General features: G+C 73.9%; 19 protein-coding genes. 8 read left to right on the forward strand and 11 right to left on the reverse strand.

Annotation, left to right across the window (positions count from 1 at the left end; all coding sequences use genetic code 11):
- Positions 1–86: 86 nt before the first annotated feature.
- A complete protein-coding gene (locus tag ACFWIS_RS09390; protein ID WP_380452030.1) occupies positions 87–224 on the reverse strand; it encodes a hypothetical protein in 138 nt (45 codons plus the stop codon).
- 306 nt (positions 225–530) lie between these two features.
- Between ACFWIS_RS09390 and ACFWIS_RS09395 the strand changes: the two genes are divergently transcribed.
- Positions 531–3593 (forward strand): BTAD domain-containing putative transcriptional regulator, encoded by a 3063-nt coding sequence (locus ACFWIS_RS09395; protein WP_380452028.1) that lies wholly within the window; start codon positions 531–533, stop codon positions 3591–3593.
- Between the two features lie 9 nt (positions 3594–3602).
- Here ACFWIS_RS09395 and ACFWIS_RS09400 read toward each other — a convergent pair whose 3' ends face one another.
- The 3 genes from ACFWIS_RS09400 to ACFWIS_RS09410 all read right to left on the reverse strand — a co-directional run bounded on the left by ACFWIS_RS09400 (position 3603) and on the right by ACFWIS_RS09410 (position 5675).
- Complete coding sequence (locus ACFWIS_RS09400; protein WP_380452026.1) at positions 3603–3836, reverse strand: hypothetical protein; 234 nt, start codon at positions 3834–3836, stop codon at positions 3603–3605.
- Between the two features lie 137 nt (positions 3837–3973).
- Complete coding sequence (locus tag ACFWIS_RS09405) at positions 3974–4312, reverse strand: hypothetical protein (RefSeq protein WP_380452187.1); 339 nt, start codon at positions 4310–4312, stop codon at positions 3974–3976.
- An 88-nt stretch (positions 4313–4400) separates the two neighbouring features.
- Positions 4401–5675 (reverse strand): glycoside hydrolase family 10 protein, encoded by a 1275-nt coding sequence (locus tag ACFWIS_RS09410; RefSeq protein ID WP_380452024.1) that lies wholly within the window; start codon positions 5673–5675, stop codon positions 4401–4403.
- Positions 5676–6135: 460 nt separating this feature from the next.
- On the opposite strand from ACFWIS_RS09410, the gene ACFWIS_RS09415 reads away from it, so the two are divergent.
- Together ACFWIS_RS09415 and ACFWIS_RS09420 are read left to right on the forward strand one after the other, a co-directional pair.
- The gene (locus tag ACFWIS_RS09415; protein ID WP_380452022.1) at positions 6136–6915 is read left to right on the forward strand and encodes a VOC family protein; all 780 of its coding nucleotides are present in this window, start codon (positions 6136–6138) and stop codon (positions 6913–6915) included.
- 108 nt (positions 6916–7023) lie between these two features.
- Positions 7024–7242 (forward strand): hypothetical protein, encoded by a 219-nt coding sequence (locus tag ACFWIS_RS09420; protein WP_380452020.1) that lies wholly within the window; start codon positions 7024–7026, stop codon positions 7240–7242.
- 5 nt (positions 7243–7247) lie between these two features.
- On the opposite strand, the gene rox is transcribed toward ACFWIS_RS09420, so the two are convergent.
- Entirely contained in the window at positions 7248–8675 is a 1428-nt protein-coding gene (gene rox, locus ACFWIS_RS09425) for a rifampin monooxygenase (RefSeq protein WP_380452018.1), read from the reverse strand.
- Positions 8676–9105: 430 nt separating this feature from the next.
- Between rox and ACFWIS_RS09430 the strand changes: the two genes are divergently transcribed.
- Both ACFWIS_RS09430 and ACFWIS_RS09435 read left to right on the forward strand, forming a co-directional pair.
- Positions 9106–10302 (forward strand): MFS transporter, encoded by a 1197-nt coding sequence (locus tag ACFWIS_RS09430; protein ID WP_380452017.1) that lies wholly within the window; start codon positions 9106–9108, stop codon positions 10300–10302.
- A 64-nt stretch (positions 10303–10366) separates the two neighbouring features.
- The gene (locus tag ACFWIS_RS09435; protein ID WP_380452015.1) at positions 10367–11197 is read left to right on the forward strand and encodes an aldo/keto reductase; all 831 of its coding nucleotides are present in this window, start codon (positions 10367–10369) and stop codon (positions 11195–11197) included.
- A 304-nt stretch (positions 11198–11501) separates the two neighbouring features.
- Here ACFWIS_RS09435 and ACFWIS_RS09440 read toward each other — a convergent pair whose 3' ends face one another.
- The 4 genes from ACFWIS_RS09440 to ACFWIS_RS09455 all read right to left on the reverse strand — a co-directional run bounded on the left by ACFWIS_RS09440 (position 11502) and on the right by ACFWIS_RS09455 (position 15757).
- Positions 11502–12029, reverse strand: a complete 528-nt coding sequence (locus tag ACFWIS_RS09440) for a GNAT family N-acetyltransferase (protein ID WP_380452013.1) — start codon at positions 12027–12029, stop codon at positions 11502–11504.
- Positions 12030–12171: 142 nt separating this feature from the next.
- Entirely contained in the window at positions 12172–13899 is a 1728-nt protein-coding gene (locus ACFWIS_RS09445) for a penicillin-binding transpeptidase domain-containing protein (RefSeq protein WP_380452012.1), read from the reverse strand.
- A gap of 261 nt (positions 13900–14160) precedes the next feature.
- Complete coding sequence (locus ACFWIS_RS09450; protein ID WP_380452010.1) at positions 14161–15207, reverse strand: alcohol dehydrogenase catalytic domain-containing protein; 1047 nt, start codon at positions 15205–15207, stop codon at positions 14161–14163.
- A gap of 187 nt (positions 15208–15394) precedes the next feature.
- Complete coding sequence (locus ACFWIS_RS09455; protein WP_380452008.1) at positions 15395–15757, reverse strand: zinc ribbon domain-containing protein YjdM; 363 nt, start codon at positions 15755–15757, stop codon at positions 15395–15397.
- Between the two features lie 367 nt (positions 15758–16124).
- Between ACFWIS_RS09455 and ACFWIS_RS09460 the strand changes: the two genes are divergently transcribed.
- The 3 genes from ACFWIS_RS09460 (at position 16125) to ACFWIS_RS09470 (ending at position 18588) form a co-directional block, all read left to right on the forward strand.
- Positions 16125–17366, forward strand: a complete 1242-nt coding sequence (locus tag ACFWIS_RS09460) for a styrene monooxygenase/indole monooxygenase family protein (protein ID WP_380452006.1) — start codon at positions 16125–16127, stop codon at positions 17364–17366.
- 135 nt (positions 17367–17501) lie between these two features.
- The gene (locus tag ACFWIS_RS09465) at positions 17502–18047 is read left to right on the forward strand and encodes a hypothetical protein (RefSeq protein WP_380452004.1); all 546 of its coding nucleotides are present in this window, start codon (positions 17502–17504) and stop codon (positions 18045–18047) included.
- A 178-nt stretch (positions 18048–18225) separates the two neighbouring features.
- Complete coding sequence (locus ACFWIS_RS09470) at positions 18226–18588, forward strand: antibiotic biosynthesis monooxygenase family protein (RefSeq protein ID WP_380452002.1); 363 nt, start codon at positions 18226–18228, stop codon at positions 18586–18588.
- An 86-nt stretch (positions 18589–18674) separates the two neighbouring features.
- Here ACFWIS_RS09470 and ACFWIS_RS09475 read toward each other — a convergent pair whose 3' ends face one another.
- Complete coding sequence (locus ACFWIS_RS09475) at positions 18675–19739, reverse strand: hypothetical protein (protein ID WP_380452000.1); 1065 nt, start codon at positions 19737–19739, stop codon at positions 18675–18677.
- Positions 19736–20995 (reverse strand): CHAT domain-containing protein, encoded by a 1260-nt coding sequence (locus tag ACFWIS_RS09480; RefSeq protein ID WP_380451998.1) that lies wholly within the window; start codon positions 20993–20995, stop codon positions 19736–19738. Before ACFWIS_RS09480 ends, ACFWIS_RS09475 begins: the two co-directional genes overlap by 4 nt.

Consider the following 20995-nt stretch of genomic DNA (forward strand, 5'->3'; position numbering starts at 1 on the left):
GGCGGGCTCCTACGGGGGCGGAGGGGAAGCGGTGGGGGCCGGTGCGGCGGCCGGGGGGAATGGGCCGCCGCACCGAGTACTCGGGGTCAGTCGCAGCAGCGCGAGTTGCGGGTCGAGTTGCAGGAGAACGGCCAGGAGCCGCTGGCGGCCGCGTGCTGCGCCTCGGTCTCCTCCTGGGCCGGGGCGCTGATCTCCAGGACATCGAGCTCGAGGATGTCGTTCATGGCCAACCATCGTTTCAACGGGATCCAGTGTGTTGTCGTCAGAAGAAGCGGCCGGGCCGCCGACCGCTGTTCCGCAGGCTCAGCAGCCTCCTGACGCCAGGAACACTAGGCGCGACCGATCAACACCCGATCGACCGAAGGTCAACGCGCGCCCGGCTCCGATCGACGACCGATCAACGCGGCCGTGCCGTGCGCCCGTGGCCACCGCCCGGGGCTCGGCACCGGGCTTTTTCAGCGCTTACTCTGTGCACCGAACGAATGAAGATCAACGGCCGCGTGACCCGCGGCCGAACGGGAGGACACGGCGTGGTCGAGGGACTCGCGGGGCTCGGCTTCTCGCTGCTGGGGCCGATGCGCGGGCGGCGCGACGGCGAGGCGCTGCGGCTCGGCAGCCCGCAGCAGCAGGCGATGCTCGCGGTCCTGTTGCTGCGCCCGGGCGGGGCCGCCGGTGCGGCAGACTTGATCGAGGCGCTCTGGGGCGACGAACCGCCACAGGCTGCGACCACCACCGTGCGCACCTACGCCTGGCGGCTGCGCAAACTGCTGGAACCGGGCCACGGCACGCCGGCCGTCCTGGTCTCGCTCGGCGACGGCTACCGGCTGGCGCTGCCCCCCGGGGCGGTGGACGCCCAGCGGGCCGAACGGCTGGCGGCCTACGCCGAGGCCGAGGCGGCGGCCGGTCGGCCCGCACAGGCGCGTGAACTGCTCAACGAGGCACTGGAGTTGTGGCAGGGCGAGCCACTCGCCGGGATCCCCGGCCCGTACGCCCAGCGTCAGCGCGACCGGCTCGGGGAGCTACGGCTCACCCTGCTGGAGGAACGCCTCGCCCTGGACCTGATGCTCGGCCGGGCGGCGCGCTGCGTTCCCGAGCTGACCGCGCTGACCACCGAGCACCCGCTGCGCGAGCGACCGCACGGCCTGCTGATGCGGGCGCTGAGCCGCAGCGGCCGGCTGGCCGACGCGCTGGCGGCGTTCCGGCGGGTGCGCGAGGTGTTGGTGGAGCAACTGGGCGTCGAGCCGGGGCCGGAGCTCACCGAACTGCACCGGCGGATCCTGAGCGGGGAGGAGTCCGTGGAGGCCTCGGTGGAGCCGCAGGTGGCCGTGGTGGCGGCCGACGAGGCTCCCGGGCCGCCCGCGCCACCCGCGGCCGCTGCCTCCGGTGCGCCGCGACCGGCCCAACTCCCGCCCGCACCAGGAGACTTCATCGGCCGCTCGGCCCAGGTGGAGACCATCCGGGCCGCCCTCACCGCCCCCGCCCGGGACGCCCTGCCGGTGGTGTCGGTGGTCGGCATGGGCGGCGTCGGCAAGACGGCGCTGGCCGTGCGCGCCGCCCACGGCGCCCGCAGCGCCTTCCCCGACGGCGAGCTGTACGCCGACCTGCGCGGCGCCGACGCCCTCCCGGCCAGTCCCGCCGACGTACTCGCCGCCTTCCTGGCCGCGCTCGGTACCCGGCCCGAGGCCGTCCCCGACAGCACCGCCGACCGCACCGCGCTGTTCCGCTCGCTCACCGACGGTCGGCGCCTGCTGGTCGTCCTGGACAACGCCCGGGACACCGCGCAGATCCGCCCCCTGCTGCCCGGCTCGCCCGACTGCGCCGCGCTGGTCACCAGCCGCACCCGCCCCAGCAGCCTGCCCGCCGTCGTCCACCTGGACCTGGACGTCTTCACCCCCGAGGAAGCCGTCGACCTGCTCGGCCGGGTGATCGGCCGGCCCCGCCTGGACGCCGAGCCGCAGGCCGCCCTGGACCTCGCCGCCGCCTGCGGCTACCTGCCGCTCGCCGTCCGCATCACCGCCGCCCGGCTGGCCGCGCGCCCGCGCTGGACCATCGCCAGCCTCGGCGAGCGGCTCGCCGACGAACAGCGCCGGATCGACGAGCTGCGGATGGGGGACCTGGCCGTCGGCGCGGCCTTCGAACTCGGCTACCGGCAGCTGACCCCCGACCAGGCCCGGGCCTTCCGGCTGGCCGCCTGGGGCGAGGGTCCCGACCTCGGCTTGGACACCGCCGCGGCACTGCTCGACCGCCCGGCGGAGCAGGCCGAGGAGCTGCTGGAATCCCTGGTCGACGCCGCGATGCTGGACTCGCTCAGCGCCGGGCGGTACCGCTTCCACGACCTGCTGCGCGGCTTCGCCCGTTCCACCTCCCGCAGCTCCCGCAACTCCCGAACCGAGGGCGTGGGTGGCCTTGACGGCCCCGGAGGTTCCGACGACTCCGACGGCCCCGAGGAGGAGCGGGCGGCCCGCGCCCGGCTGCTCGGCCACCTGCTGGCCGGCGCGCGTACGGCGTTCCAGCTCGCGGTGCCCGGCGACCCGGTGGCCGGCGCGCTCGGCGGCCCCGCCACCGAGGGGCGGCAGGCCACCGGCCCGGTGCTGCGGGACCTCGCGGCCGCCCGGGAGTGGGTCCGGGCGGAGAGCCCCGGCGCCATCGCGCTGGCCGGGCGGATCGCCGACGAGGCCGGCCCGGACACCGAACTCCGCCCGGTGATCGACCTGTTGATCGCCCTCAGTCCCTTCGGCTCCGGCGAGCTCGGCGACCGACTGGAAGCGGCGGTGACCGCCCTGGTCGGCGCCGCCACCACCGGAGGCGACCGCTTCGCCGAAGGCCGGGCCCGGTTCCTGCGCTGCGGACTCGCCCTCGCTGCCACCCGGCTGGACGAGGCCCGCGCCGAGGCGGAACTCGCCGAGCGGGCCAGCCGTGCGGCCGGGGACACCGTCATCCTGCGCCAGGTGCTCAACGACCTCGGCCTGATCGCCCAGACGCTGCGCCGCAACGAGGAGGCGATCCGCCGCTTCGAGGAGTCGGTCGAACTCGCCCGCGCACTGGGCCACCGCTCCGGCGCGGTGACCAGCACCGTCAACGCCGCGCTCGCCAAGGTCCGGCACGGCCGGGCCGAGGAGGCTGCCGACACCTGCGAGCGGGTCCTGCCCGAGGTCCGGGCGCTCGGCGACACCGTCGGCACCGCGTACACCCTCTACGTCCTCGGCCTCGCCCTGCACGGCCTCGGCCGCTACCAGGAGGCCGCCGACCGCTGCCGGGAGTGCCGGGCGGTGGCCGCCGCCGCGGGCCGCCGCGACCGGGAGGCACTGGCGGGCGTGCGCCTCGCCGAATCCCTGCTGGCGCTGAGCCGGCCGGAACAGGCGGCCGAGGAGGCGGAGGCGGCCCTGGCGATCACCGTGGAGATCGGCGCCCGCCGCGACCAGGGGTACGCACTGGTGGTCCTCGGCCGCTCCCTCGCCGAACTCGGGCGCCCGGCCGCCTCCCGGGAGCGCCTGCACGAGGCGCACGCCATCCTCGAAGGCCTCGGCCTCCCGGACGCCGCCGATGTCGCCACCCTCCTCGGCGAGCTGGTCATCCTGCCCGCCGAGGAGTGAGCCCCACGGCTACCGCTGCTTGGGCTTCACGCAGCTGACGCACCAGGCACCGGTGCCGTTCCACTCGTCGATCCGCGGCTTGTCACCCGACCCGGTCGCGCTCCCGGCGGCCTGGTGCGTACCCGCCTGCGGCTGCGCGGCCTGCGCCGACGCGCCGACCTGCGGCAGGAGGACCAGCCCCACGGCCACCGCCACCGAGGCGAGCCGGGTTGCGATGCGGGTGCTGCTGCGGTGCTTGGCCATCCGAATGCGCCTCTCTGCAAGTTGTCCACCGGCCCCCGGTGGAGCCCGTAGGCTCCCACATCCCGATCAACACAGGATCAACGCCGGAGCGGCACCCGGCCGGGCCGTCGATCAACGGGCCGGGGCCGGCACCCGGTTCAGGGCGCGCTCGGCGAGGGCGGTCGCTGTCGCCAGGAAGCCGAGCGCAGCGCCTGCCGCAGCTGCTCGACGGTCGGCGCGCCGCAGAGCGCGCCGTGGGCGTCCCGGAACAGCCGACAGGACAGGCCGGCGGGCTGACCGGGCTCGGCGAAGGGGCCGACGCCGTCGATCAACAGGGTCGGCGAGCCGTGCATGCCCAGCTCCTCCGCCTGCTCACCGCCGACCACCGTCACCCAGCCCGCCTCGCCGGACGGCCGGTCTCCGAGGGCCTCGTCGAGCCGCTTCCGCAGCAGCGGCGCGTTCGGGTAGTCGGGGACCGCCAGGATGGTCGGTTCCATCGCACCCACGGCCTCTCATCGGTCCTGCTGTGCACCGTAGGCCCTGCGAACTCGGCGCCCTGCGCTGGAATGCGGGAGCCGGACGGGCTCAGCGGGCTTCCGGCTGGTAGTGGTCGGCGACGACCCGTGCCATCGCCCCGATGCGGTCCTCGGCGACGTCCCTCGCCGCGAAGAAGCAGTGGCCGCGGACGGAGGGCGAGCGCCGGGCCAGCGTCAGGTGGCGGGACAGTTCGGCCGGGTCCTGCCAGGCGGCGGGCTGGGCCGGATCACCGGCCTTGTACAGCGCCTCGCCGAGGTACAGGTCGACGCCGGTGCCCCGGGCCACCTCGTCCCACCAGGGCACCAGGACGGCGTAGTCGGCGGCGGCGAAGCCGATGTGCCAGTACAGCTGCGGGCAGAGGTAGTCGAGCCAGCCCTCGCGCACCCACCTGCGGGTGTCGGCGTGCAGGTCGTCGTAGGCCTGCACTCCCGCGGTGGTCGCCGAGCCGCGTCCGTCGGCCGCCTGGTTGCGCCACACCCCGAACGGGCTGATCCCGAACCGCACCCGGCCGTCGATCTCCTTGATCCGCTCGGCCGTCTCCCGCACCAGGAGGTCGATGTTGTCGCGCCGCCACGCGTCGCGGTCCGGGAACCCGGTCCCGTACCGGGCGTACGCCGCGTCGTCGTCGAAGCGCTGGGCGGCCACCGGGTACGGGTAGAAGTAGTCGTCGAAGTGGACGCCGTCGAGGTCGTAGCGGTGTACGGCGTCGAGCACGGCGTCCTGGACGAAGCGGCGGACCTCGGGCAGGCCCGGGTCGTAGTGGAGCTTCCCGCCGTAGGTCACCACCCAGTCGGGGTGGACGCGGGCGGGGTGGGACGGGACCAGCCGGGACGGATCCGCGTGGGTGGCGACCCGGTACGGGTTGAACCAGGCGTGCAGTTCCAGACCCCGCCGGTGCGCCTCGATGACGGCGGTGCCCAAGGGGTCCCAGCCGGGGTCCTGCCCCTGCACCCCGGTGAGCCAGGCCGACCAGGGCTCGTACGGGGAGGGCCACAGCGCGTCCGCGGTCGGGCGGACCTGGAACAGCACCGCGGTCAGCCGCCGTTCCACCGCCTGGTCGAGACGGGCGAGGAGTTCGGCGCGCTGGGCGCCGGCGGAGAGCCCGGGCCGGGAGGGCCAGTCCCGGTTGGCCACGGTCGCCAGCCACATACCGCGGAAGTCCCGTTCCCCTTCCCGTTCCCCGTCGCGGTGCTCGGCCCGGGACGGGACGGCCTGCCGTCGTGGCCCGCCCGGGCCGGCCCCGAGTGCCGGGCCGGGCGGGACCAGCCCGCTGAGCGCTCCCGCGGCGCCCGTCACGAAGTTCCGCCGGGTGATTCGCCCCATGTCGCACTCCTCGCTCGGATCCCGTTCGCCCGGGCGGGCCGGAGCGCACACCGGCCCGCGCCGCGTCAGGACCAACGAGCCCGGGGGGTGTTCGGATGCGCGGAGTGGGGCCGGTGGCCGGTCAGCGGGTGGTCAGCGGCAGGGCGGGTCGTACGGGGTGCCGGGGAAGTACCGGCGCCACTGGTCGGGGGTGACGGGGGCGCAGACCGGCCGGGCGGCGACTGGTCCGAGACGTCCCAGATCCGGACGCCGTGATCGGCGGTCGCGCCGGCCAGCAAGTGCCGTTCGGCGGCCTGCCGGGCCTGGCGGTCAAACCCCGTGGTCGGAGGCCCCCGTGGGACTGCCCGACGGCTCCGTTGAGCCGGACGGGTGAGGCCTGGCGGTCGGCGTGTCGGGTGGCGGATCCCTGGGCGGGACGGGAGGGTGACTGGCGGGGGACCGCACGAGCGAAAGAGCGACCATGCCCGAAGTCACCACCCCGTACGTGACCGGCACCCCGTGCTGGGTCGATCTGATGGCGAAGGACCAGCAGGCCGCGCTGGACTTCTACCGTGACCTGTTCGGCTGGCAGGGACAGCCCGGCCCGGCCGAGTTCGGCGGCTACGCCGTCTGTCAGCTCGACGGCAAGGCCGCGGCCGGCATCGGCCCGGCGATGGCCCCGGAGGGCATGCCGGAGCCGCCCACCGTGTGGACCAGCTACCTGGCCAGCACCGACGCCCAGGCCACCCAGGACGCCGTCGTCGCGGCGGGCGGCACCCTGCTCGTCCCGGTGATGGACGTCGGCAGCCTCGGTCGGATGCTGATCGCCGCGGACCCGCAGGGCGCGGTCTTCGGCGTCTGGCAGGCGCTGGACTTCTCCGGGGCCCAGGTGGTCAACGAGCCCGCCGCGCTGACCTGGAACGAGCTGCACACCAGCGACATCAAGGGCGCCACCGCTTTCTACGGGGAGGCCTTCGGCATCGAGGTCGAGCGGGTGGAGGGCGACACCGAGTACTGGGAGCTGAAGATCGGCGGCCGCCCGGTCGGCGGGGCCACGCTGCTCAGCAACGACCCGCCCGGCACCCCCGCGCACTGGCTCACCTACTTCGCGGTCGACGACGCGGACTCCTCCGTCGACGTCGTGGTCCGCGGTGGCGGCACCGTCCTCGCCCCGCCCTTCGACATGATGGCCGGCCGGATGGCGGTGGTCGCCGATCCGCAGGGCGCCCCGTTCGCGATGATCCAGGTCGCCTCGGCGTAGAGCCCGGAGACCCCCGGCACCAGCCGCCGAACGCCCCGCCGGCCCGGACTCCCGGGTGGGCGGGGCACGTCGGCGCCCAGACCCACCGGAAGGACGGGTGGACAGGCCGTGGCCGGACGCCACCGACGCCCCCGGGAACCGGAGTTCCCCGACGACGCCGACCGCAGGCTCCGGGCCATCGCCGACCAGCGGCCGCTGGTCGAGGAGGGCGTCGTGCTGCTCCCCGGCTCGGACCATCCGTACCTGTACCGCACCGTGTACCAGCCGGACGGTACGGTGCAGCACACCCTGCTGCGGATCGACTCGGGCCCGCCGCCGGGGAGTTGAGCGGCTCAGGCCGTGGCGGGGCCGAACCACCGGGTGAGCGCGTCGTCCAGGCTCGCCTGGTCCTCGCCGACCCAGGCCGCGTAGCCGTCGGGCCGCAGCAGCACCGCCGGCGCGTCCAACTCCTCGACGGGGTCGGTGACATGGTCGACGCGGTCGGCCCAGCCCGCCACCGAGAGGCCGCCGGTGGAGTCGAGCAGCAACGCCCTGCCACCGCGCATCAGTTCGTACAGGCGCCCCTGCTTCAGTCGGACGTCCCGCAACCGCCGGCCGAGCAACTCGGGGCCCTCGCCCAGGTCGTAGCGGACCCCGACCCCGAAGACCATCTCCGTGACGTACCGGTTCACCTCCTCGAAGTCCATCAGGGTGGAGAGCAGCTCCCGCAGTGCGACCGCGCCGGGCTCGGAGCCCAGCAGCGTCATCTGGGCCCGGGTGTTGGCCAGCACCTGCGCGCCGATCGGGTGGCGTTCGGCGTGGTAGCTGTCCAACAGGCCCTCGGGGGCCCGGCCTTGAACGGCGGCGGCGAGCTTCCAGCCGAGGTTGTAGGCGTCCTGGATGCCGATGTTGAGGCCCTGGCCGCCGGTGGGCGGATGGATGTGCGCCGCATCGCCGGCCAGGAACGCCCGGCCGGCCCGGTAGCGCTCGGCCTGCCGGGTGGCGTCGCCGAAGCGGGACAGCCAGCTGGGCGAGTGGGCGCCGAAGTCGGTGCCGGCCGTGGCGCGCAGCTGCTGCCGGAACTCCTCCAGGGTGGGCGCGTCGCCGCGCTCCTCGCGGACGTCCGCGGCGGGCACGACCATGCGGTAGACCCCCTCGCCGCGGGGGACGGCCCCGAAGCGCAGCTCGTTCCGGCGGACCTCGGTGACCACGGCCTCGATCACCTCCGGCTCCGCGGCCAGCGACAGTTCGCCGAGCAGGGTGTCGACCCGGGAGGGCTCGCCGGGGAAGGCGATGCCGAGCTGCCGGCGCACCGTGCTCCGGCCGCCGTCGCAGCCCACCAGGTAGCGCGAGCGCAGCCGGCTGCCGTCGGCCAGCTCGACGCTCACCCCGTCCTCGTCCTGGTCGAGCCCGGTCACCTCCCGGCCGCGCCGGATCTCGGCGCCGAGTTCCAGCGCGTACTCCCGGAGCAGCCGCTCGGTGACCGGCTGCTCGATGCTCAGGCCGTAGTCGTGGGCGGTGTCCATGGTCTCCGGCCACGGCTTGTGGATGTGGCCGAAGAAGCCGCCGATCCGGAACCGGCCGCCCACTTCGAGGAACCGCTCCAGCAGTCCCCGCTGGTCCATCATCTCCACGCTGCGCACGTGCAGGCCCTGGCCGCGGGACTCCCGGGTCGGCTCGGTCAGCCGCTCCAGGACCACCACCTCCACGCCCTGGAGCCGCAGTTCGATCGCCAGCATCAGGCCGGTCGGCCCGCCGCCGACCACGATCACATCGATCATCGGAACATCCCCCGGTGGGTGTCGAACGAGAGTGTCGGACGAGGCCGCTACATCGGACACCGGCGCGCGTACGGTGTGAACCGCGCAAATCGCCAGGTTCCGGCCTCGGGCGACGATTGTGCGCCCTGAGGGGGGCCTTGCCGCAAGGCCCCCCTCGCGCGGTAGCTTGGCAGTGGCGAGGAGTCCCTGGACTCCTCGCTTTTTTGCTGTCCGTGGCGGGCCCTGTGCTGCCGGGGCGAACATCGACGATCTTGAACGGTGGCGGTGGCGGTGGCGGTGGCGGTGGCGGTGGCGGCAGTGGCAGTGGCGCGGGTACTTGCGCGGACGCGGGTCTCTGGCGACTGCAAACGTTGCGTTTGCAAGTATGAGGCGACTGCAACTATTGTGGAGGCCTGTAAGACGCTGAAGTCATCGTATGAAGGGTCGCGCCATGCCTCTCGCACTCCTCGCCCTGGCCATCGGGGCCTTCGGGATCGGGACCACCGAGTTCGTGATCATGGGTCTGCTGCCCCAGATCGCGGGTGACTACGGTGTGTCCGTCCCCACCGCCGGCCTGCTGGTCACCGGCTACGCGCTCGGCGTGGTCATCGGCGCCCCGTTGATGACCGTGCTGGGTACCAGGATCAGCCGCAAGACGATGCTCATGCTGCTGATGGGCCTGTTCGTGGTCGGCAACCTGCTGTCCGCCGTCGCGCCGAGCCTCCCGCTGATGCTCGTCGGGCGGATCGTGACCTCACTGGCCCACGGAGCGTTCTTCGGCATCGGCTCGGTGGTGGCCGCCGAACTCGTCGCCCCGGACAAGAAGGCCGGCGCCATCGCCACCATGTTCACCGGGCTGACCGTCGCCAACATCGTCGGCGTCCCGCTGGGCACCTACATCGGCCAGGCCGTCGGCTGGCGCACCACGTTCGTCGGCGTCGCGGCACTGGGCCTGCTCGGCCTGCTCGGCATCGCCAAGCTCGTCCCGGCCATGCCCCGCCCCGAAGGCACCCGCCTGCGCGGTGAGTTGACGGCGTTCCGCAACCCCCAGGTGCTGCTGGCGATGGCGATGACCGTCCTCGGCTTCGGCGGGGTCTTCGCCGCGATCACCTACATCGCCCCGATGATGACCCACGTCGCCGGCTACTCCGACGGCGCCGTCACCTGGCTGCTGGTCCTGTTCGGCGCCGGGATGTTCCTCGGCAACCTGCTCGGCGGGAAGTTCGCCGACCGCAAGCTGATGCCCCTGCTGTACGGGACGCTGGGCGGCCTGGCGGTGGTGCTGGCCCTGTTCACCCTCACCGCGCACGACAAGATCGCCGCCGCCGTGACGGTCCTGCTGGTCGGCGCCCTCGGCTTCGCCACCGTCCCCCCGCTGCAGAAGCGCGTCCTCGACCAGGCCCACGGCGCCCCGACCCTCGCCTCGGCCGTCAACATCGGCGCGTTCAACCTCGGCAACGCCCTCGCGGCCTGGCTCGGCGGCCTGGTCATCTCCGCCGGCCTCGGCTACACCGCCCCCAACTGGGTCGGCGCCCTGCTCGCGGCGGCGGCGCTGGTCCTGGCCGTCTGGTCCGCCGCCCTGGAGCGCCGCGACCACCGCCCGGCCGTGGACGCCGCCCCCGCGCCTCGGACCCCCGTCCACCACTGAGCGGCCGTCGACCGCCGCTCCACTCCACCCCCGTCCAACGCACCTCCTGAGAACCGGAACCACCATGAGCACCCGCAACGTCCCGACCGTCCGGCTGAACAACGGCGTCGAGATCCCCCAACTCGGCTTCGGGGTCTTCCAGATCCCCGACGACGAGACCGCCGCCGCCGTCACCTCCGCCCTCGAAGCCGGGTACCGCAGCATCGACACCGCCGCCGTCTACGGCAACGAGACCGGCGTCGGCCGCGCCCTGGCCGCCTCCGGCCTGGCCCGGCAGGACCTCTTCGTCACGACCAAGGTGTGGAACGCCGACCAGGGTTACGACGCCACCCTGCGCGCCTTCGACAGCAGCCTCGCCAAACTCGGGCTCGACCAGGTCGACCTCTACCTGATCCACTGGCCCACCCCCGCCCGCGACCTCTACCCCGACACCTGGCGCGCCATCGAGCGGCTCGCGGCCGAGGGCCGGATCCGCGCCGCCGGCGTCTCCAACTTCCAGCCCGCGCACCTGAAGCGGCTGCTCGACACCACCGACCTCGTCCCCGCCGTCAACCAGATCGAACTCCACCCAGGCCTCCAGCAGGGCGAACTGCGCGCCTTCCACACCGCCCACGGAATCGCCACCGAGGCCTGGAGTCCGCTGGCCCAGGGCGCCGTCCTCGGCGACCCGGCCGTCACCGCCATCGCCGGGCGTACCGGCAAGTCGCCCGCCCAGGTGGTCCTGCGCTGGCACCTCCAGCTGGGCAACATCGTCATCCCCAAGTCCGTCACTCCGGCCCGGATCCGCGAGAACCTCGACGTCCTCGACTTCGAGCTCACCGTGCGGGACCTCGCCGCCATCGCCGCAGGCGACCGCGGTCTGCGCACCGGCCCGGACCCGGACCGGTTCAACTGACCCACCCCGGCCCCCGGCCCCCGGGGCCCGGCCCCCGGGGCCCGGCTCCTGGGCCCCGGCTCCTGGGCCCGCCGATGGCGCATGGCGAGGTCGGCGGGCCCGGTGGAGCCCGGTGGAGCCCGGTGGGTAATTCGCTGGTGGGGGCGGTCCTTCAGGCCAGGACGACGCCATGCCGACCCCTGGGAGCCGTGCCGCGCCCGCGGCCATCGGGTCGGGGTGCTGCCGATGTGAGAGGCTTCCAGAGTCGATCGTGGTGGGTGGGGCGGGGGAACGGGGCTGCGGAAGTGATCGGGGCCTCGGGGTGTCAGGCGTTGGTCGGTACGAGGTAGCGGAGCTTGCCGCCGTCCGCCGCGACGAGATGGCCGCCATTGGCCTCGATCACCCGCCGGGACGCGGTGTTCGACTCGTCGCAGGTCAGCAGTGCCCCGGTGATGCCCAGCGCGGCGGCCACCGGCAGCGCGGCGGCGAGCATCGCCGTCGCATGCCCCCGCTGCCGGGCGCCGGGCCGCACGTCGTAACCGATGTGCCCGCCGACCCGCTCCAGGTTCGGCGTCAGCCGGTGCCGGATCGCCAGTCGGCCCAGCAACTCGCCCTGGTCGGCCCACCACAGCGTCGTCATCGGCACGCCCGCATCCGTCCGCATGCCCGCCTCCGTACGCTCGGCGAGGACGCGCGCGACGTAGCCGGCGAACGCGTCGGGATCGGCCAGGGCGGCCGGCTCGACGTCGGAGACGAACCACGGGACGGCACCGCCGGGCTCGGCGCGGAACTCGGCCACCGCCGCCAGGAACGAACTCCGCAGCCGTACGGTCGGGTTGATCAGTTCGGGCATTGCGCCATGATGCCCGACGGCCACACCGCCGTCACGGCGTACCCCCCGACGCCACCCTCGGCCAGGTGACGGCGGTGGGGGGACCGGGCTGTGCTGGGGGAACACCCCTGAGCGGGTCGAACCGCGGTGGGCGCGGGCGCGGTCAGTCCCGGCCGCCCGCCTTCAGCACCTGGGCGGCCGCCACGCCCGCCGCGCTGTTGCCGTGGCCGCCGCCCTCGACCTCGGCCGCGACGGCGAGGTCGTTGCGGTAGGCGATGAACCAGCTGTTGGTGGCCTGGTCCGAGCCGGCCTCGACGGTGCCGGTCTTGGCACCGATCTGGCCGCTCAGTCCGGACATCGGGGCTCGGGCGGTACCCTGGCCGGCGGTCCGGGCCATCATCGAGCGCAGGCCCTGGGCGACCTCGGCGGGCAGTCTTCCTGCGGTCGTCACGCGCTTGACGTCCGTGCGCAGGACGGGCTGGCGAAACGTTCCGCTCTGCACGGTGGCGGCGACCGAGGCCATCAGCAGCGAGTTCACCTGGATCTGGCCCTGGCCGATGTACGCGGCCGCCGCCTCGTCCTTGTTCCCCGGGAGCGGGATGGTGGCGTCCCGGCTGGGGATGCCGATCCGCCACTGCAGGCCCAGACCGAACTGGTCGCGGGCGACCGTGCCCAGGGTGCCGGGCTGGAGCTTCTCCAGTCCCTTGTCGATGAAGCCGGTGTTGCAGGAGTGGATGAAGTCGTCGCTGAGCGTGTAGTCGAGGTGGTTGCCGGGCTCGTCGTTGTGCCAGCTCCTGGGGGAGTTGGTGGTCTCCTTGCAGGGCGCGGCGGTGTCCGGGGTCATCCCGGACTCCAGCAGCGCCGCCGCGGTGATCACCTTCATGGTCGAACCGGGCGGCTGCCCGCCGCCGACCGCGCGGTTGAAGTCGCGCTGCGGGGCGTAGGCCATCGCGAGGATGTTGCCGGTGCTCGGCTGGACTGCCACCAGCGAGGCGGGCTTGCCGTTCGCGGACTGCTGCTTCACCGCCTCCTCGGCGACCTGCTGGAGGTCGGCGTCGATGGTGAGCTTGACCTGCGGTGCGCTCGGCGGGGTGAGCACGAACAGCTCCTCCGCGTCCTGGCCCCCGCCGGTGAGCACCACGGCCCGCCCGGTGACGACCTCGGCACCGTCGGGCGGGGCGATCTGCGGCAGCACGGAGCGCAACGAGGGGTAGGCGTCCAGCGGCCGACCCTTGCGGTCGGTGGGCTTCGACACCGGGTTGGGCATGGCTTTCACGGTGACGGTGCGGCCCGCGGCGAGCTTGGGGTGGACCACGGTCGGTGCCCAGCGCACCAGCACGCGGCCGTCCGAGGCCCGTACGACGCCCAGCGCGCTCTCGTACTCCCAGGCCTCGGTGGTGCCGTCGAACTCCGCCCGCACCCGGTAGCCGACGGTGGGCTCGCCCGCCGTCCCGGTGGCTGCGGGGCCGGTGCCGGTCAGGGTGAGGGAGCGGGCCGACACGCCGTCGTGGAACGAGGTCAGCGCCATCCGGGCGGCCTCCGGACGGTCGGTGAGGCCGGCGGCGACGGTGAGGTCCCCACGGCCCCAGGCCGCCAGGAAGTCCTTGGCGACCGCGTCGGCCTGTTCGGTGGTCGGCGGCGTCCGCGACTCCTTCGCGGCCGTCGGGTCGGCGCTGCTCCCGATGGCGGAAGGGCCGCCGGACACCGCGTTCATCATGGTGTAGGCGCCGTACCCGGCCACGACCACCAGTGCGGTGAACACCCCGCCGACGGCCACCAGCCACACGCGGCGGGACCGCGGGCGGGCCGGGTCCTCCTGGCGGCCGGTGTGCACGAGGTGGTCGTACTCGTCGTACTGCTCCGTGGCATGGTGTTCGTGCTCTTCGCGCATGGCGCTGCGTCCCCCTGGGTATTCCGGTTGTCCTCGCGCCCGCCCCGGGTCGGTGAGTGCGGCCGGTAAGGGCGGCCGCCCGGAGGGTCGTTCGAGCGCGATCAGCCTAAGCGTTGCCGATCGGCCCCCCAACGGCGGGGTCTTTGCCAACGCTTGACCTGCGATCGAAGGAGGCGGGGCGGACGGAGCGGGCAAAACGGAACGGACCGGGAAGCGACCGGGAAGGGACCGGGAAGGGAAGGGGGCCGGGACCGGAACGGCTCAGCGGCCGGTGGTGACGACCATCCGGAAGCGGGCCCGTCCGCTGCTCATCTTCGCGACGGCCGCCGCGCTCTCCTCCAGCGGTAGCTCCTCGATCCAGGCGCGCACGCCGGTCCGGGCGGCGAACCGCAGGGTGTCCTCGGTGTCGAGCGCGGAGCCGGAGGAGTGTCCGTGGACGGTACGGTCGCGGGCGATCAACTGGAGCGGGTTGATGGCGAGTTGATCGACGGAGGCGCCGACGACGATGAGTTCGCCGCGGCGGCCCAGGCCGTCCACGGTGGCGGACATCGCGTCGGAGTTGGTGACGGTGGCCAGGACGACCTTGGCGCCGCCGAGCGCCTGCAGGGCCTCCGCGACGTCGCCGGCGGTGCTGTCGATGTAGTGGTCCGCGCCCAGCTGGTACGCCAGCGGCTCCTTCTCCGCACCACGGGCGATCGCGACGGTGCGGAAGCCCATCGCACGGGCGAACTGGACCCCCAGATGGCCGAGCCCGCCGAGGCCGAGGATCGCCACGGTGTCGCCCGGGCGGGCCGAGGAGCGGCGCAGGCCGTTGAACACCGTGATCCCGGCGCAGGCCAGCGGTGCGGCCTCGGCGGCGGTCAGCTCGTCGGGAACGGCCGCGAGCGCGTCGGCGGGCACGATCACGGAGTCGGCGTAGCCGCCGGGGTAGGCGGCGCCGGGCACCTTCAGCTGGGGGCAGAGGACGGCGTCGCCGTGGCGGCAGGCCTCGCAGCGCCCGCAGCTGCCGCCGAACCAGCCCACCGCGACCCGGTCACCGACCTTCCAGTCCTGGACGCCCTCGCCCAGGGCGTCGATCCGGCCCGCGATCTCGTGACCGGGGGTGACCGGGAAAGAGGTGCCGGGCAGCATGCCGCCGGCGATCAGCAGGTCGGAGTGGCAGACGCCGCATGCCTCGACGGCGATGCGGACCGTGCCGGGGCCGGGCTCGCGCAGCGGGACCTCGACCAGCTTCGGCTCCCCTCCGGGAGCGGCGACCTGAACGGCGCGCACGACGCCGTCGGCGGGGGTGGGGGTGGTGGCGGCCATGGGGATCCTTCGTCACGGGGGACCGGCGCGGGGTGCGCCCGCGCACGCTGACCACATCAGCTTGCGGGGTCCGGCGTGGGTTGGCCACGCGCCGCCGGCCGGGTGCGGCCCCGCCGGGCCGGCCGGCCGTGACGGCGACGGTCCGGACGAGCGCGGTGCTCACCCGGACCGCTGCGGCATGCGGGCCTCAGGCCTTCTTCACCACGCTGGACTTGAGCTGCATCGCGCCGAAGCCCTCGATCCGGCAGTCGATGTCGTGGCCGTCCACGCCGTCGACCAGGCGGATGTTGCGGACCTTGGTGCCCGCCTTGATGCCCGAGACGCTGCCCTTGACCTTGAGGGCCTTGACCACGGTGACGGTGTCGCCGTCGCTCAGCACATTGCCGACCGAGTCCCGGATGACCCGCTCACCCGCGCCCGCGCCCTCGGCGCCGGCACCGCCCTCGGCGGGCACCCACTCGTGGCCGCACTCCGGGCAGACCATCAGGGCGTTCATCTCGTAGGTGTACTCGCTGGAGCACGAGGGGCACGGCGGGAGGGTGTCGCTCATGGTCTCTGACTGTCCTGTTCTGTCCGGGCGGCACGGGGGTCGGCGGCACGCAAGCCTGTATGAACTTGAAGAACTTTTCAAGTCGACATCCGATCGCGCCGGGATCCGCCCGGCATCCGCGCCGGCATCCGCGCCGGCATCCGCGCCGGGATCGGCCCCGGAACCCGCCCGGAACCCGCCCGGAACCCGCCCGGAACCCGCCGGGAACCCGCCGGGATCCGCCCGGGCACAGCACGGCTCCGCCCCGGCGCGCGCGAGCCCCCGTCCGCGCCGTGGACGCGCGCGCTCCGGACTGATATCCAGGCCACTGGCAACCGGCCCGGAGCGGGCGGCCCGGGTCGAGCGGACCACCAGGAGAGCAGGGGCGATGCGCAGGATTCTGATCGTCGGTGCCGGGCAGGCCGGCCTCCAACTGGCCCTCGGGCTGCAGTCCCACGGCTACGACGTCACGCTGCTGACGGACCGTGACGCCCAGGAGGTGCGGGACGGGCGGGTGCTGTCCAGTCAGTGCATGTTCGACTCGGCGCTGCGCACCGAACGTGCCCTCGGCCTGGACCTGTGGGCCGAACGGGCGCCGCGGATCGAGGGTTTGGGAGTCTCGGTCGGCACCCCGGACGGGACCAGGGTGATCGACTGGGTCGGGCGGCTGAACGCCTACGCCCAGTCCGTCGACCAGCGGCTGAAGATGTCCACCTGGCTGGAGACCTTCGCCGGGCGCGGCGGCCGGGTGGAGCTGCGGCAGGTGAACGCCGCTGACCTGGAACACCTCGCCGGCTCCTACGACTTGGTGCTGGTCGCCTCCGGCAAGGGCAGGCTGGCCTCGCTGTTCGAGCGCGACGAGGAGCGCTCCCCGTACCAGCGGCCGCAGCGGGCGCTGGCCGCGAGCTATGTGTACGGGCTCGGGCCGCGCCCCGAGCACGACTTCCCGGCGGTGCGCTGCAACCTGGTGCCCGGCGTCGGCGAGTTCTTCACCATGCCGGCGCTGACCGCCGACGGGCCGTGCGACATCCTGCTCTGGGAGGCCCTCCCGGGCGGACCGGCCGACGCCTTCGACGGGCTCCGCGACCCGACCGAACACCTGCGGGTGATGCTGGAGTTGATGAGGACCTTCACGCCTTGGGAGTACGACCGCACCCGGGCCGGCGTCGAACTCACCGATGCCGGGGGCGTCCTGGCCGGGCGCTTCACCCCGGTGGTGCGCCGTCCGGTCGGTGAACTGCCGGGCGGCGGCTCCGTGCTGGGCGTCGCCGACGTCGTCGTCACCAATGACCCGGTCACCGGGCAGGGCGCCAACAGCGCCGCCAAGTGCGCCGCCCGCTACCTGGAGGCGATCCTCGCGCACGGCGACAAGCCCTTCGACCGGGACTTCCAGCAGGCCGCGTTCGACCGCTTCTGGACCGACGTCGCCCGGCCCGTCACCACCTGGACGAACGCGATGCTCCGGCCGGCGCCCCCGCACGCGGTGGAGCTGTTCGGTGCGGCCGGTCGACTGGCGGCCGTGGCCGAGCGGTTCGCCAACTCCTTCGACGATCCGGCCGACGTCGAGGAGTGGCTCCTCGACCCCGAGAAGGCGGCCGGCTACCTCGCGTCGCTCACGCAACGGAGTTGAGCGTCGGACACGTCACGGTGAGGTCAAGATCTCACCAAGTCCAGGGCGGGAACGCCCTGATGATGGTGGGTTCGTGTCGACCCCGGTCAGCCGGGGGACGTCGAGGTACCGAATGCGAACAACAGGAGACACGTGGTGGCGGTCGACGGCAGCAACATGGCGCACGCCGTGATAGATACGGCGGTGAAGGAGCGCACGCGCCTGCAGACCGGCCGCAGCCGGGCGACGGCGCTGGTGTTCCTGGTCCTCCTGGCAGGCCTCGGCCTCTTCCTGGCGCTGGTCGTCGGCAAGTCCGACCCGACCAGCCCCCCGGACTGCGACGGCAAGACCATGACCCGGTCCGACGAGTGCCGGATCTGGTCCAACCACGGTGGCGGAGGCACCTTCGGCTACGACGAGATGATCGACCGCCGGGAGTCCGGCAAGGGCGTGTGGCAGGCGGTCGGCTTCGGCGGCACCGGCCTCGCCGTGCTGCTGATGGGCGTGTCGATCACCAAGCTCAACCCGCAGCGGCCCTGGGGCAAGCGGGTCCAGGCCGTCTGCCCGCGCTGCCACCAGCCCACCCTGCGGGAGAAGTTGACGGTCCACACCATCTCGCGGGGGCGGACCAACTACCGCTACAGCGGCATCGTCACGCTCTGCACACCGGTGTGCGGCTTCACGGCCGTCCGCCAGCGCTGACACCGGCGGTCTGAACGGTCAGGGCCGGGGTCGGCCAGGGCCGGGGTGTCGCGGGCCGGGGTGTTGCGGCACTCCGGCCGGTGCCCTTCGCGCGTCACCGGGACGGGGCGTCCCTGAAGCGTCCCCGATCGGGTGGGACAGCTGGATCGCCGGGCACGCCGCACCCTACGGTGGCGCCATGAGCGATCACCAGGGAGCAGCCGTCACGCCCATCCAGGCCTTCGAACCTCCTTACTACGTGGCCGTGTTCAGCGCCGTGCGGACGCCCGACCAGACCGGCTACCGGGAGACCAACGCGCGGATGGAGGACCTGGTGAAGGACATTCCCGGGTACCTGGGCATGGACCACGCGCAGTCACCCGGCGGTCTCGCCATCACCGTCGGCTACTTCCGCGACGCCGAGGCGCTCGGCGCGTGGCAGCGCGACGCGGAGCACCGGGCGGCGCAGCGGCGCGGGCGGGCGGAGTGGTACCAGAGCTACACGCTGCACGTGGCCAAGGTGGAGCGCAGCCACGGGTTCACCCGGGCGGAGACCCCGTAGCGGCCCTGCGGCCCCGAGGCCGTAGCGGCCCCGCGGCCGTGGCGCTCGGCGAGGCCGTGGCGCCCGGGCCAGCGGGAGCGGGCGGCTCAGCGGGAGTGGGCGGCCAGGCTGAGGAGCAGGTGCGCGGACTCCGGGTGCTGGAAGTCGGAGTGGGCGCCGGAGGGGTTCAGCCGGGTGGCGAGGCCGCCCCGGTAGACGTGGCCGGCGTCGATGTTGACGAGCGGGTGGTCGAGTTCGGCGTGCGGGTACGGCGAGTCGGCCGGGCGGAGCCGGGTGCTGAACTGGGCCACCGGGGCGGAGCCGGTGCCGGAGTGGCCGATGCCCGGGAGGCCCTCGGCGCGCAGGTGCCAGAAGCCGGTGGCGCGGTCCCAGCGGGAGTGGGTGAGCACCAGCGGACCGCGCAGCGGGGCACCGGCCCGGCCCGGGCCGAGGAACAGCCGGGGGAACAGCCGGGTGAAGGCGTCGCGCGGCGCGGCCATCTGGAAGACCAGGGCGCTGTCGACGGTGAACGGGCGGCTCGGGTCGCCGGGCCGGGACGACCAGCCCAGCACCGGCGGACCGGCCGGGCGGTCCGCCGCGTACTGGACGGCCTCGCAGAGGAACCGGCCGCCGAAGGAGTGCCCGAGCAGGTGGAGGTACTGGCCGTGGCGGTTGGCCAGGACGCGCGGGGCGTCCGGGCGGCCCCGGCCGGAGTCCAGGTAGCCGAGCAGGTGGCCGAGGATGCGCCCGGCCTGGCCGCGTGCGCTCATCGCGTGCGCCCGGTCCCGGATGCGCCGGTACCCGGACAGGGACGGCAGGCTGGAGGAGGGCCAGCGCACGACCACGCACCAGGGCCGGAACCCGGCGGCGAGCCCGGGGTAGGCGGCCGGGGCGGCGCGGTGCAGGGCGGCGGCCCGGTCGATCAGGGCGGCGGCCGTCCGGTGGGCGGCGTCGGCGCCGGTCTGCCAGCCGTGGACGTAGACGAACAGGTCGGTCGCCCACTCGGGGATCCGCAGGTGCCGGGCCAGGTGCTCGGCGACCCGGGCGTCGGGGACGGGCGTCGCCGTCCCGGGCACGAGCAGCCGACCGCTCTCGTCCAGGTCCACCGCGGCGGGTCGTACAGCGGGTCGTACGGCGGTCGGTCCGGTGGTCGGTGCGGCGGTGGTGGTCACGGGTTGAGCTCCAGGATGCTGTCGATGCCGCAGTGCAGGGAGTAGGCCAGTGCCAGCGGATTGCGGTACTCGCGGGCGAACCAGCGCACCAGCTGCTGGGTGATCTCGCCGGCCGTGAACTCGCCGGTCAGATAGTGGTCGAGGAAGGCGAAGGCGTACTCGGCGGCGAACTCCTGCGGGATCTGCAGCTGCGGACCGAGTACGCCGTCCGCGCCGAGGTCGACCAACGCCCGCCCCAGGTGGTCGAGTTCGCCGGCCGCCGACTGCCCGGTGTGGCAGGCGTTCAGCAGCACGAACGGCCGGAAGACGGCGTCCGGCCGGTCCAGGTGGCGGCGGCGGTGCCGGCGGACCAGCTCGGCGTCGATGTGCCGGTCGTCGGAGAGCCGGACGGCGAGCTGCTCGTACGGGGAGTCGTTGGCGACGAACTGGCCGTGGCACCAGAAGTACATGACGTCCTCGTCCAGCACGGCCGTGGACAGCGCCTCCAGGAGGAGGTCGGACTCGGTCCGCACGGTCAGCTGGGAGCGGTCCTCCAGCAGCTTGCGGACCTCGGGCGCCCGGCCGATGCCGGTCAGCTGGTCGTCGGTGTTGAGGCTGGTGACGGGCTTGGCGCGGGCCGAGTTGGGCGGCTGGATCGGCGGGTAGGCGGCGCCGGTCTGCTCGATCTGGTGCCGGTGGCCGAGGAAGTCCGCCCACGGGTCCGGCTGGTCGCCGTCCACGGCGAGCATCGGCCAGGGGAGGTGGAGGTCGGAGTCGAAGCTGATCCGCAGCGAGCCGTGCTCGATGAGGGTGCGGCTCAGGTACTCCCGGAAGCGCACCAGGCTGCGGTCCGCCCCGTCGAACATCGTCTCCAGGAAGTACCGTCCCTCCTCGGCGAGTTCGGCCACCTTGCGCTCGGCGACGACGGCGTACGGGGAGAAGTCGACGGCGGTCGCGAACGGGTAGGGGTTCAGCGGGTCGGGGTCGTAGCCGATCAGCCGGTCCCGCCAGATGCCTCGCAGCCGGGCGGCATTGGCGAGGAGAACGGTCGCGGGGACGGCGAGTTGCGCCCGGTGCATACGGGTGCTGGGGGCACGCTCGCCCGGGCGGAAGGCGCTGATGTGCAGTTCGTCGCCGTGGCGGCGGAGCGAGACCACCAGATCGAGGGGTGCCGGGCCTTTGGGAGGCATCCCGTTGGCGGGGCCCGCTTGTTGGGGCAGCCGGGTGTAGTCGGCGGAGGGATTCTGCCGGACGACGACTTGGAGGTCCCGGGGCAC

This window comes from Kitasatospora sp. NPDC127060, assembly GCF_042724935.1.
Lineage (GTDB): Bacteria > Actinomycetota > Actinomycetes > Streptomycetales > Streptomycetaceae > Kitasatospora.